General features: G+C 71.2%; 11 protein-coding genes and 1 pseudogene. 6 read left to right on the top strand and 6 right to left on the bottom strand.

Annotated elements, in window-relative coordinates; translation table 11 throughout:
* The first annotated feature begins 33 nt into the window (after positions 1-33).
* Positions 34-1,359, top strand: coding sequence for a hypothetical protein (locus V4Y03_RS03880; RefSeq protein WP_332434007.1), 1,326 nt, complete (start codon positions 34-36; stop codon positions 1,357-1,359).
* Between the two features lie 248 nt (positions 1,360-1,607).
* Here V4Y03_RS03880 and V4Y03_RS03875 read toward each other — a convergent pair whose 3' ends face one another.
* Complete coding sequence (locus tag V4Y03_RS03875; protein WP_332437304.1) at positions 1,608-1,805, bottom strand: hypothetical protein; 198 nt, start codon at positions 1,803-1,805, stop codon at positions 1,608-1,610.
* A 461-nt stretch (positions 1,806-2,266) separates the two neighbouring features.
* On the opposite strand from V4Y03_RS03875, the pseudogene V4Y03_RS03870 reads away from it, so the two are divergent.
* Positions 2,267-2,971, top strand: a pseudogene (locus V4Y03_RS03870) (IS630 family transposase); the annotation flags it as partial.
* Between the two features lie 120 nt (positions 2,972-3,091).
* Here V4Y03_RS03870 and V4Y03_RS03865 read toward each other — a convergent pair.
* Positions 3,092-3,964 (bottom strand): undecaprenyl-diphosphate phosphatase, encoded by an 873-nt coding sequence (locus V4Y03_RS03865; RefSeq protein ID WP_332434006.1) that lies wholly within the window; start codon positions 3,962-3,964, stop codon positions 3,092-3,094.
* A gap of 81 nt (positions 3,965-4,045) precedes the next feature.
* Complete coding sequence (locus V4Y03_RS03860; protein ID WP_317874639.1) at positions 4,046-4,516, bottom strand: winged helix-turn-helix transcriptional regulator; 471 nt, start codon at positions 4,514-4,516, stop codon at positions 4,046-4,048.
* A gap of 106 nt (positions 4,517-4,622) precedes the next feature.
* Here V4Y03_RS03860 and V4Y03_RS03855 point away from each other — a divergent pair, with 106 nt between their 5' ends.
* Positions 4,623-5,792 (top strand): thiolase family protein, encoded by a 1,170-nt coding sequence (locus V4Y03_RS03855; RefSeq protein ID WP_332434005.1) that lies wholly within the window; start codon positions 4,623-4,625, stop codon positions 5,790-5,792.
* Positions 5,793-5,802: 10 nt separating this feature from the next.
* Here the strand turns inward: V4Y03_RS03855 and V4Y03_RS03850 are convergent, their stop codons facing one another.
* Positions 5,803-6,600, bottom strand: a complete 798-nt coding sequence (locus tag V4Y03_RS03850) for a TVP38/TMEM64 family protein (protein WP_332434004.1) — start codon at positions 6,598-6,600, stop codon at positions 5,803-5,805.
* A 94-nt stretch (positions 6,601-6,694) separates the two neighbouring features.
* On the opposite strand from V4Y03_RS03850, the gene V4Y03_RS03845 reads away from it, so the two are divergent.
* Together V4Y03_RS03845 and V4Y03_RS03840 are read left to right on the top strand one after the other, a co-directional pair.
* Entirely contained in the window at positions 6,695-7,447 is a 753-nt protein-coding gene (locus tag V4Y03_RS03845) for a DNA alkylation repair protein (RefSeq protein ID WP_332434003.1), read from the top strand.
* A gap of 88 nt (positions 7,448-7,535) precedes the next feature.
* Positions 7,536-8,381 (top strand): spermidine synthase, encoded by an 846-nt coding sequence (locus tag V4Y03_RS03840; RefSeq protein WP_332434002.1) that lies wholly within the window; start codon positions 7,536-7,538, stop codon positions 8,379-8,381.
* On the opposite strand, the gene V4Y03_RS03835 is transcribed toward V4Y03_RS03840, so the two are convergent.
* Positions 8,343-9,674: an MFS transporter gene (locus tag V4Y03_RS03835; RefSeq protein ID WP_332434001.1), complete on the bottom strand. Its 1,332-nt coding sequence runs from the start codon at positions 9,672-9,674 to the stop codon at positions 8,343-8,345. The two genes, V4Y03_RS03840 and V4Y03_RS03835, sit on opposite strands and share 39 nt — an antisense overlap.
* Before the next feature lie 151 nt (positions 9,675-9,825).
* Positions 9,826-10,935, bottom strand: a complete 1,110-nt coding sequence (locus tag V4Y03_RS03830; RefSeq protein ID WP_332434000.1) for a hypothetical protein — start codon at positions 10,933-10,935, stop codon at positions 9,826-9,828.
* Between the two features lie 133 nt (positions 10,936-11,068).
* Here V4Y03_RS03830 and V4Y03_RS03825 point away from each other — a divergent pair, with 133 nt between their 5' ends.
* Positions 11,069-11,506 (top strand): DUF4442 domain-containing protein, encoded by a 438-nt coding sequence (locus V4Y03_RS03825; RefSeq protein WP_317874655.1) that lies wholly within the window; start codon positions 11,069-11,071, stop codon positions 11,504-11,506.
* Positions 11,507-11,667 lie beyond the last annotated feature (161 nt).

Below are 11,667 nucleotides of genomic sequence, written 5' to 3'. Positions count from 1 at the left end.
GCGCGCCGAGTGCCGCACCCGGAGGGAGTCCCCATGGGCGCACCTCACGACTTCGGTCCGCGGAGGCCCTCGCCCGACGAGCCGGGGCGCCCTCTGGATGCATCTGAGCGCTCGGATTACGAGCGCCTTCGCAAGGACGCCGACCTCCGTCACGGCAGGCTGCGCATGGTGGTCGCCTCCGGGCTTCTCGCCCTGGCCGTACTGCTGGCTCCCGTCGCCGTGGTGGCAGCATGGGCGAGCTCGCAGATCAACGACGTCGACCGCTACGAACAGACGGTCGCGCCGCTGGCCCGCGATCCGGCCGTCCAGGACGTCGTCATCGACCGTGTGACCGACGGAGTGGTCGCGCGCGTCGACGTCCGCAAGATCACCGACGCCCTCGCCGACATCCTGGCCGACCGCGACGCACCCCCCTTCCTGGTCGACGCGGCCAGATCGATGGATGAACAGCTCAAGAGCGGCCTGACGACCGGCGTGCGGTACGTGGTGAAGAAGGTAGTCACCAGCGACGCCTTCGCCGAGGCCTGGGACACTGTCAACCGGGGCGCCCACACCGCCGCGACGAACGTCCTGACCGGCGACGGCGGTGGCGCGATCGAGGTCAAGGGAGACGCCCTCGTGCTGAACGTGGGGGTCGTGGTGGAGGAGATGCAGAAGCAGTTCGTCGGCACGACGATCGTCGATGCGGCTCAGATTCCCGGGGCCGACACATCGATCGTGCTGACAAGGAACGACCAGCTGGGTGAGGTTCGGAACGCGGCCCGCTGGCTCGGTGTGCTCGGTCCCTGGCTGCCCGCGACAGTCGTTGTTCTTGCGGGCCTCGGGGTCTGGGCAGCGCCTCGGCGCCGCAAAGCGGTGATGGCCCTGGGGGTCGGCATCGGTGTGATGATGTGCGCGCTGCTTGTGGTGCTCTCCGTCCTGCGCCAGGTGTACCTGGACGCGGTGGCCCCGGTCGCGAAGTCGCAAGAGGCCGCGGCGGATGTCTATGACACCCTCGTGAGGTTCCTGCGGCAGTCGACGGTGGCGACGCTCGTGATCGCGCTGATCGCCGTGATCACGGCCTATCTGTACGGGCCTGGCCGCGGAGCCGACGCCGTCCGCTCGGCCACCGGCCGGGGCGTCGATGCCGCCGGTCACGCGCTGGCCCGCACCGGGTGGGACAGTGGCCGGGCCGGCGACTGGCTGCGCGCGCACCGCCCCTTGACCACAGCCACCGTGATCGCGGCGGGAACTCTCGCCCTCGTCCTGTGGAGCTACCCCACGCCTGTGGTCGTCGTCCTCGTGTTCCTGTGCGCCGTGTTCGTCCTGGTGCTCCTCGGTGTCCTGTCGGCCGCCACGAACGATGTGGGGGACTCCTGAGCGGCGCGAACCGGTGCCTGACACGCCTGCGACGACGGGGGAACCCTCGCCGTCGCAGGCCGGGAAGAACGGGGGCTCCTTCTCCGCGCTCAGCCGCGGGGCGCTTCGCCCGGGTCGGATGGCAGCGGCCCCGGGTTGAGGGGCCCGGTCGTTCGGGGGAGGGGGAGCGCGAGTGCCGCGGAGCGTGTCCTGGGTGCTGTCCGCAGGCCGCAGCCTGCCGCGCCAGACGCCTGTGGCGGCGTCGCGCCTCAAGCAGTCGCCGACGGGCCTGGGGTCCAGCGGCGGGCGGTGACGTCCGGATCGTCGAGATCGTGCCAGGACAGTGGGGCGGCGCCGGGGCGGGCGCGGACGGCGTAGGGGGCGGAGAGCGGGCGCCATTCCGTCGGGAGAATTGCCGGGACGGTGTCGACGAGGTGTTCGCCGATGAATTCACCGTGCCGTGTCACATGAGCCGGGCATGGGCCGCTTGGCGGATCCGGATGGGGGAAGGCGCCCGGATACCCCACGATGGGGGCCGCCCGGGAGAGCGGTAGGCCAAGGTCTGCAGGGGAGACGAGGGCATGCCGCCCGGCACCGGCCATGGGCACGGCCGTCGCCCCAGCGGAATCAGAGACGCGGCCGCCGTCACCGGCGTCGCCCTCCAGGGATCCTGTCGCGGAGGCAGAGCGCACCGATCCTGCGGCGCCGGCCGGGAGACCCGCACGACGCATACGTGACCCCGAGAGGCGTGATGAAGGCCGTGACCTGGCAAGGCCGCCGGAAGATCGAGGTGGCAACCGTTCCGGACCCGCAGATCGCCGATCCCATGGACGCCGTGATCAGAGTGACGACGACGGGCCTGTGTGGATCGGACCTGCATCTGTACGAGGTGCTCGGGCCCTTCTTGGACGCGGGGGACATCCTGGGCGTTTCCCGGGTGTGGCGGGCTTTCGGCTTGCAGCCGCACCGGTCCGAGACGTTCAAGCTGTCCACGGACCCGTTCTTCGTCGACAAGGTCCATGACGTGGTGGGGCTGTATCTCGATCCGCCGGAGCGGGCGCTGGTGCTGTGTGTGGACGAGAAGTCGCAGATCCAGGCGCTGGACCGGTCCCAGCCGGTGCTGCCGATGATGCCCGGGGTGCCCGAGCGGGCCAGTCACGACTACGTCCGCGCTGGCACCACCACGCTGTTCGCGGCCTTCGACGCGGCCACCGGCAAGGTGATCGGGTCCCTCCACCGCCGGCACCGGGCCGAGGAGTTCAGGAAGTTCCTGAACAAGCTCGACAAGGAGATCCCTGCCGGACTCCAGGTCCACCTGATCTGCGACAACTACGCGACCCACAAGACCGCGGCGGTCAAGAAGTGGCTGCTGGCCCATCCCAGGTTCCACATGCACTTCACGCCCACCAGCTCGTCCTGACTGAACCTGGTCGAGCGGTGGTTCGCCGAGCTGACGAACAAGCGGATACGGCGAGGAGTCCACAAGTCGGTCCAGGCGCTGGAGAAGGACATCCGCACCTGGATCGACTCATGGAACGAAGACCCCAAGCCGTTCATCTGGACCAAGACCGCCGACCAGATCCTCGAATCCCTCGCCTCGTACTGCCGACGAATTACCGACTCAGGACACTAGTGGGGCGTATCCCGGCTCCCAGTTGGGAGATGAGTGGGAGACAAGTGGGAGATGATCATGGCGTGGTGCTGCAATCAGGCGCTAGGAAATGCTAGATAGCGCTACCTGTGCGGCCCTGGTTCAGCCGCCGGATTCGCCCGCGTGCGGGCTCAGGACACCTGCTCCCACCAGCACGAACAGCAGGATTCCGAGCAGGATTCGGTAGATCACGAACGGCATGAAGGACTTCGTGGTGATGAACTTCATGAACCAGGCGATCACCGCGTAGCCGACGCCGAAGGCGATCAGCGTGGCGAAGATCGTCGGGCCCCAGGAGACGTGGCCCTCGCCCGCGTCCTTCAGTTCGAAGACGCCCGAGGCCAGGACCGCCGGGATCGCGAGGAGAAAGGAGTACCGCGCGGCGGCCTCACGGGTGTAGCCCATGAGCAGACCGCCGGAGATCGTCGCGCCCGAGCGGGAGACGCCCGGGATCAGGGCCATCGCCTGACAGAAGCCGAAGATCAGACCGTCCTTGACGCCGAGGTCCTTGAGCGTCTTGCGCTCGCGGACCACCCGGTGGCGCCCGCCGATCTCGTCGCGGGCGGCCAGCCGGTCCGCGACGCCGAGGACGATGCCCATGACGATGAGGGTGGTGGCGATGAGCCGCAGGTCGCGGAAGGGGCCCTCGATCTGGTCCTTGAAGGCGACGCCCAGGACACCGATCGGTATCGAGCCGACGATCACCAGCCAGCCCATCTGGGCGTCGTGGTCGGAGCGCATCGTCTTGTCGGTGAGGGACCGGAACCAGGCCGTGACGATCCGGGCGATGTCCTTGCGGAAGTAGATCAGTACCGCGGCCTCCGTCCCGATCTGGGTGATCGCGGTGAACGCCGCACCCGGGTCTTCCCAGCCGGCGAACGCCGCCGTGAGACGGAGGTGCGCGCTGGAGGAGATGGGAAGGAACTCCGTCAGCCCCTGGACGAGTCCGAGGATGAACGATTCGAACCAACTCATGGGGCTAGGGCCGTCCCGTTATGTACGTGTGCGGTCAGAAGGTCGTGCGCAGCGTACCTTCCCCAGATGACGGGCCCGTGCTCAGGCCTCCTGAGGGGTCGTCGGTCCCGTGGTCGTCCAGCCGGGCGCCCGGACGTGGGCGCGGAGGGACTCGGTATCGGCCTCGCCGCCGCAGTGGGCGCACACGACCCGGGGGCTGAGGACCTCGCCGCAGCGGTGCTCCAGGACGACCGGGCGGTGGTCCGCGTTGAGGTGGCGGTCGCCCCAGGCCATCAGGGTCACCAGGACCGGCTGGAGTTCCTCGCCGGCGGGCGTGGCCCGGTACTCGAAGCGCTGCGGGCGTTCGCTGTAGGGCACCTTCTCCAGAACGCCCGCCTCGACGAGGCGCTTGAGGCGGGCGGTGAGGATGTCACGGGGGGCACCGGTGTTGCGGGCGATCCGGTCGAAGCGGCGCACGCCGAGGGAGACCTCTCGCAGCACCAGCAGCGAGTACTTCTCGCCGACGAGCGCGAGGGTGTCTGCGATCGAGCAGGGGCGGGGGGAGGCCTTCATAGGTCCCAGAGTAGGGCAGCACCGGGCCTGGTCGGTTTGAAAATCCAACTCACTGGGTTACGTTACTGACGAGTGTTGGTCCAGTTCTCCAACTCAGGAGCCAGTCATGCGCGACGCCGTCATCGTCGAAGCCGTCCGGACCCCCATAGGGAAGGGCAAGGCGGGCGGAGCTCTCTCCCATGTCCACCCCGTCGCCCTCCTCTCCCACACCCTGCGTGCCCTGATCGAGCGCAGCGGTATCGATCCCGCCCTCGTCGACGACGTCATCGGCGGCACCGTCGACCAGGTCGGCGAGCAGGCCATGAACACCACCCGCTACGCCTGGCTCGGCGCGGGGTTCCCCGAGTCGGTACCCGCCACCACCGTCGACCGGCAGTGCGGTTCCTCCCAGCAGGCCGTCCACTTCGCCGCCCAGGGCGTCATCTCAGGGGCGTACGACATCGCCGTCGCCTGCGGTGTTGAGTCCATGAGCCGCGTTCCCATGTGGTCCAACGTGCCGCCCGGCGCCGATCCCTTCGGCCCCGGCGTCGCCGAGCGCTACCCCGAGGGCCTCGTCCCGCAGGGCATCAGCGCCGAACTCATCTCCGCCAAGTGGTCGATCGACCGCGAGGCCATGGACGTGTTCGCCACCGCGTCGCACACCAAGGCGGCCCGTGCCTGGGCCGCCGGACTCTTCGACGCCGAGGTCGCCCCGTACGGGACCGCCCGCCGTGACGAGTCCGTACGCCCCGCCACCACCCCCGAGATCCTCGCCGGGCTCCGGCCGTCCTTCGAGGACCCCGACTTCGCCGAACGCTTCCCGCAGATCGACTGGTCCGTCACCGCAGGCAACAGCAGCCCCATCAACGACGGCGCCTCCGCCGTGCTCGTCATGGCCGCCGACACCGCCCGCAGCCTCGGGCTGCGCCCCCTCGCCCGGCTGCACAGCTTCGCCGTCACCGGCTCCGACCCGCTGCTCATGCTCACCGGCGTCATCCCCGCCACCGAGAAGGTCCTGCGCCGGTCCGGCCTCTCCCTCGCCGACATCGACCTCTTCGAGATCAACGAGGCCTTCGCGAGCGTCGTCCTCGCCTGGCAGCAGGAGACCGGCGCCGACCCCGCCAAGGTCAACGTCCACGGCGGTGCCATCGCCCTCGGTCACCCGCTCGGTGCCAGCGGCACCCGCCTCACCACCACCCTGGTGCACGCCTTGCGGGCCCGGGGCGCCCGCTACGGGCTCCAGGCCATGTGCGAGGCGGGAGGCCTGGCCAACGCGATGATCGTCGAGGCGCTCTGACCCGTATGCCTCAGTGAGGCCCGCCGACGGGCTCCGGCGCCGGTCCCGCACCCGGCACCGGAGCCGGCACCGGAGCCGACGCCGAGGCCGGTGCGGGTGCCGAGGCCGGTGCCCGCAGAGCGTGCCGCTTGCGCCAGGCCACCACCGCCGCGGCGAGGCCTGACAGGACGATGAACCCCGCCGAGAAGAGGAACGCGGGCGACCCCGGCGACCCCGCCTGGGCGCCCGCCACCACGTACGCCGCCGTGTTCGGCACCGAACCCAGTCCCGTCGCCACGAGGAACGGCACGTATCCCATACGGGAGACCGCCGCGCAGTAGTTCGCCGCCGCGAAAGGCACCCCCGGGAACAGCCGGATCGCCAGCATCGACCGGAACCCGTGCCGGCTCAGCTGCCCGTCCGCCGCCGTCAGCCAGCGCCCCCGCAGCAGTGGCCGCAACGCGTCCTGCCCCAGGAACCGCCCGAGGGTGAAGGAGATACCGGCGCCCAGCACCGTCCCCGCGAGCGCCGCCGTAAGACCCATGGCCGAACCGAAGAGGGCGCCCGCCGCCAGATTGAGCACCGGGCGCGGCACGAGCGCCGCCGTGCAAGCGCCGTACGCGAGACCGAACAGCAGGACGGCACCCGCACCGTTCGTGTGCGGCGGCCAGCCCGAGGCGAGCAGCCGCTGAGGCTCGTAGAGCAGGACGAGAGCCGCCGCCGAGAGCAGCAGCAGCGTGAGCAGCGAGAGACGCGAGCGCGGCGAGAGCAGGACCCGGGAGCAGCGGACGGCGAAGGAGCCCGGCGGCCGGGGCACGGGAGCGAGCATTCGGGGAGAGTAACGGACGCGTCCGTATGATCGCCGTAACGTGCGTCATGTCCGTCCGGGCCGGACCCGGAGCGCTCCAGGACCGGGAGGCACCATGACCGACACCGCCGAGACCGACCGCGCGGTGGCCGCCGACGCCCTCGATGCCGATGCCGGTGGCATCCCGCCCAGCGAGCTCGCCGACACCGTCCTGGAGCGGCTCACCACCGTCTACCCCGCTGCGGGCAACCCCTTCCGGGCGCAGGAGATGGTCGCGTACATGAAGGGCGTCGCCCCCTTCCTCGGGCTGCGCACCCCCGAGCGCCGGGCACTGTCCCGTACCGTCCTCGACGGCACCCCCCGCCCCGACGAGGGCGACTGCGCCGCCGTCGCCCTGCGCTGCTTCGCCCTGCCCGAGCGCGAGTACCACTACTTCGCCGTCGACTACCTGCGCCGCCATGTGAAGCGCTGCTCATCCGGCTTCCTGCCCGTCGCCCGCCGTCTCGTCACCACCACCTCCTGGTGGGACACGGTCGACCACCTCGCCGCCCACGTCGTCGGCGGCCTCGTCGCCGCCGATCCCGCCCTGGGGGCGCGTATGGACGAGTGGATCGAGGACGAGGACCTGTGGGTGGCCCGTACGGCGCTCCTCCACCAGCTCCGCTTCAAAGAGGACACCGACGCCGACCGGCTCTTCGCCCACTGTCTGCGGCGCGCCGCAGACACCGACTTCTTCCTCCGCAAGGCGATCGGCTGGAGCCTGCGCGAATACGGCAAGACCGCCCCCGGCGAGGTAGGCGCCTTCGTCGCCGCCCACACCGACCGCCTCTCCCCGCTCTCCGTCCGCGAGGCCCTCAAGCACCTCTGACCCGATGCCGACGGCGTGGAACGGCTGAACCACGCGCGCGCGTGGGCGGGCGTGTCCGCCTTCAAACCCCTCCCGGCACAATGAGAGCGTGAACGAGCAGATTCCCGTCCTTCGCGAGGTCGACCACGGCACCGCGCGCCTCATGCCCGACGTCGACCGGGAGCGGGCCTGGCTGCTGACGGTCGACGGTGCGCCGCAGTCGTACGTCGATCTCGACGATCCCGCGTACCTGGAGTTCGAGTACGCGCGCTGGCTCGCGCACGTCGTCGACGGTGTCGCGGACGACGGTGAACCGCTCGACGTCCTGCACCTGGGCGGCGGGGCGCTCTCCCTGCCCCGCTACGTCGCCGTCACGCGGCCCGGCTCGCGTCAGGACGTCGTCGAGGCCGACCGGGGGCTGCTCGACCTGGTCGAGGAGCACCTGCCGCTGCCCGAAGGGTCCGGCATCACCGTGCACGGTGCGGACGCCCGGAGCTGGCTGGAGGCCGCGCCGACGGCCTCCGCCGACCTCGTCATCGGCGATGTCTTCGGCGGCTCGCGCGTGCCCGCCCATCTGACCTCCGTCGAGTACGCGCGCGAGGTGCGGCGCGTCCTGCGGCCCGACGGCGTCTACGCCGCCAACCTCGCCGACGGGGCGCCCTTCGCCTTCCTCCGCTCCCAGCTCGCCACCTTCGCCGCCGTCTTCCCCGAGCTGGCACTCGTCGCCGAACCGGCCGTGCTGCGCGGCCGACGCTTCGGGAACGCCGTCCTCGTCGCCTCCGGCCGCGAGATCGACACCGCCCACCTGGCGCGGCGTGCCGCCTCGGACGCCTTCCCCGCGCGCGTGGAGCACGGCGAGACGCTCGACCGGTTCACCGGGGCCGCGGAACCGGTCCTCGACGCCGGGGCCGTACCCTCACCCGTTCCGCCCGAGGGCGCCTTCGGGATCGGCTGACGGGGCCGCCGGCGGCGCCGGGACAGCGCCGCCGGTCTCCTTCGTGTGCGGACGGCGGGTCAGATTCCGTACGTCGGGCACCAGCAGCACCAGCGCCGTGACGACCGTCATCAGGACCGCTGCGCCCCACAGCGCCTCGCTCCGGCCGAAGGCGCTCTCCGCGGGGCCGGCCACCGCCGTCGTCAGCGGCAGCAGCGCCGTGGAGCCGAACCAGTCGTACGCGGAGACCCGGGACAGCTTCTCCTCCGGGATCTCCTGGTGCATCGTCGTCATCCACGACACGCCGAACACCTCGATCGCGACGCCGCTGACGAACATCGCGGCCGTGAGCCCCGCCGCGTCGAGCGGTACGGCGAGCGCCGCCGAGGGCAGGGCGATCGGGAAGACGCACAGCGTCCCGACGAACAGCATCCGGCGCGGCTTCCAGCGGGTCATCAGGACGGCGCCCGCGACCGTCCCCGCGCCGTACGCGGCGAGCGCGATGCCCCAGGGGCGCGACCCGCCCAGCTCGTCCCGGGCCACCAGCGGCCCGAACACCGACTCGACCGCCCCGATCAGTCCCACCACCACGGAGAACTGGGCGACGATCGACCACAGCCACGGCCGGCCGATGAACTCCTGCCAGCCCTCCCGCAGATCGGCGAAGAGCCCGCCGCCCGGAGCGCGGTCCGGGGTGCCGCTCACATCGAGGAAGGCGCGCAGCCCGCCCGCGACCGCGAACCCGATCGCGTCGATCACGAGGACCCAGCCCGGCCCGACGAAGGCGACGAGCGCACCGCCGAGCGCGGCGCCGCCGATGGCCGCGCCGTGCATGGCCATCCGGTAGACGGCGAAGGCCCGGCTCGCCTGCTCCCCGGTGACGCTGGACATCAGCATGGCCTCGGCCGCCGGGTTGAAGAAGGCCTGCCCGGTCCCGCACAGGCCGGTCAGCAGCATCATCTGCCAGATCTGGGCCTCGCCGGTGAGTACGAGGGCCGCGAAGGCCGCCTGGGAGACGCAGTTGAGGGCGTTGGCGGCGACCATCACACGGTGTCGGGGGACCCGGTCGGCGACGGCGCCGCCGATGAGCAGGAAGACGACGAGCGGCAGGAACCGGGCCATCGCCACGAGACCGGCGTCGCCCGCGTCGCCCCCGGATTCGAAGACCGCCCAGGTCGTGGCGATCAGCGCGCCGTGCGTGCCGAGGTTGGTCACGATCGTGGCGGCGGTGAGGAGGACGTAGTTCCGGCCGGCCCACTCGGGCCGTCGGGTGTGGAGCGGGCTGCGGCGGGGGGTGGCGGCGGGTCTGGTCACCCGGGGACTATCCCTGCCGACGGCGTGCGACGCCAACCGGATACCGGGACGGGCCGTCCTCGGACGGGTCATTTGCTCTCGGCACGGCAGCCGGGCCCCCGGCAGCCGGGCCCCGGCACGCGGGTGTACCGCGCGCCGGGAACCCTCCGCCTCAGGAGCCCGAGGAGAGCCGGACCGTGGAGAGGATCTGCATGATCGTCGCGTCCGGCAGCTCGTCCGCGACGCCGTCGGCCGCGTAGAGCACGAAGGTCGAGAAGTCGCCCTTGGCGTTCTTGAAGGTGAAGGCGATGGACTTGCCGTCCGTCTCGCACTTGTTGCGCTTCTTGACGTTCGGCGCCTTGGCCGTCGCCATGCTGCCGGTGAGACCCGACTTCGTCTTGTACGGCACCGCCTTGGTGATCTTGATGGTGCTCTGCGGCATGTGCTGCGCGTAGCCGCCCCACACCCAGGTGCCGGCCTCGCTGAACGCGGCGTCCGAGGTGTTCTTGGCGCCCTGGCCGCCCTTGGTGCCGGCGGTGCTGAGGCCCCAGGTCTCGTTGGTGCCGTTCTTGTCGGTGTCGAAGGTGCACCACTCGCTCTTGAGGCGGGTGGGGCTCGACATCGTGACGAGCGGGCTGCCGTCGTTCTTCTTCTCGTCCTCGAAGAAGGTGATCGACCCGGGCTTGAGCACCTCCCAATCCGGCGGTACGTCGAAGAGGGTGCCGTACTTCGGGTTGTAGACGACCTTCCAGCCCGGGATCGTCGGCTGCTGGGCGGCGCCGTCGCGCGGGTTGGCGATGGTCGGCGAGGCGCTCGGATCCGCCGAGGGGTCGGCCGACGGGTCGGTGGACGGGTCCGTCGAGGCCGTCACGGACGGCTTCTTGTCGTCGGCGTTGGGCTTCTTCTCGTCGTCCTTGCCGAGCACCAGGAACCCGGTGACACCGGCGGCGACGACCACGGCGGTCGCGGCGACGATCGCGATCAGGGTGGTCTGCTTCTTCTTCGGGCCGTCGGGGCCTCCGGGCTGACCCGGTCCCGGCACCGCGTACTGCGCCGCCACGGTCGGCTGCTGGTACGGGTTCGGCTGCCCGTAACCCGGCTGCTGGCCGTACCCCTGCTGCGGGTAGCCCGGTCCCGCGGGCGGCGGCTGCTGCGGGTAGCCGGGCTGCGTAGGCGGCTGCTGATACGGGTTCGGCTGCTGGTACCCCGACTGCTGGTAGGGGTTCTGATTCTGGTCCTGCGGGTTCTGCTCGCCCCCGGGCGGCTGCTGTCCTGGCCACATGGCCAGTAACCATAGAGGTGCGGGGGCGGCTCGACCACGCCCGCCCCCGGAGCACGCGCGCGTGAAGGTGTCCGCGGGGGATGGCCAAGGCTGCTACTCGTGGGTAACATCATGGTCCATGAGCGCAGACCAGATGACCGTCGGCGAGATGCTCGCCGCCACGGTCCCCATGGCGGGAACCCTCAACCTGGAGTTCCTGGAGACCACCGCCGAGCGGGCCGTCGTGCGCCTGCCGGACCAGGCCGCCTACCGCAACCACGTCGGCGGCCCGCACGCCGGAGCGATGTTCACCCTGGCCGAGTCCGCCAGCGGCGCCATCGTCCTCGCCGCCTTCGGCGACCAGCTGAGCCGCGCGGTACCGCTCGCCGTCAAGGCGGAGATCGGCTACAAGAAGCTCGCCATGGGCGTCGTCACGGCCACCGCCACCCTCGGCCGCCCGGCCGCCGAGGTCGTCGCCGAACTCGACGCCGGGCAGCGGCCCGAGTTCCCCGTGCGGATCGACATCACCCGCGAGGACGGCGCCGTCACCGGCGAGATGACCGTGGTCTGGACCCTCCGCCCGAACGCCTGACCAGGACGCCACGCGCCGCCCCCGCCCCTCCACCGGGTGCGGGGGCGGCCGTGTTCCGGGGCCACCGCCTCCTCGGAGTCGAGGTCCGTCCGTCCCGACCCGGTAGGCTTCCCCAGCGCGCCCGCCGCGGTGCGCGCCGGGCGAACGAGCAGCTGAGCTGC

Source organism: Streptomyces sp. P9-A4 (genome assembly GCF_036634195.1).
Classification (GTDB): domain Bacteria; phylum Actinomycetota; class Actinomycetes; order Streptomycetales; family Streptomycetaceae; genus Streptomyces.
The sequence above is the reverse complement of the archived record's forward strand: the minus strand, read 5'-3'. Positions and strand labels throughout refer to the sequence as shown.

What these genes read in the sequence shown, in the direction of transcription:
- V4Y03_RS03880 (WP_332434007.1), top strand. Translation starts at nt 34, where the DNA reads ATGGGCGCACCTCACGACTTCGGTCCGCGGAGGCCCTCGCCCGACGAG.
- V4Y03_RS03865 (WP_332434006.1), bottom strand. Translation starts at nt 3,964, where the DNA reads ATGAGTTGGTTCGAATCGTTCATCCTCGGACTCGTCCAGGGGCTGACG.
- V4Y03_RS03860 (WP_317874639.1), bottom strand. Translation starts at nt 4,516, where the DNA reads ATGAAGGCCTCCCCCCGCCCCTGCTCGATCGCAGACACCCTCGCGCTC.
- V4Y03_RS03855 (WP_332434005.1), top strand. Translation starts at nt 4,623, where the DNA reads ATGCGCGACGCCGTCATCGTCGAAGCCGTCCGGACCCCCATAGGGAAG.
- V4Y03_RS03850 (WP_332434004.1), bottom strand. Translation starts at nt 6,600, where the DNA reads ATGCTCGCTCCCGTGCCCCGGCCGCCGGGCTCCTTCGCCGTCCGCTGC.
- V4Y03_RS03845 (WP_332434003.1), top strand. Translation starts at nt 6,695, where the DNA reads ATGACCGACACCGCCGAGACCGACCGCGCGGTGGCCGCCGACGCCCTC.
- V4Y03_RS03830 (WP_332434000.1), bottom strand. Translation starts at nt 10,935, where the DNA reads ATGTGGCCAGGACAGCAGCCGCCCGGGGGCGAGCAGAACCCGCAGGAC.
- V4Y03_RS03825 (WP_317874655.1), top strand. Translation starts at nt 11,069, where the DNA reads ATGACCGTCGGCGAGATGCTCGCCGCCACGGTCCCCATGGCGGGAACC.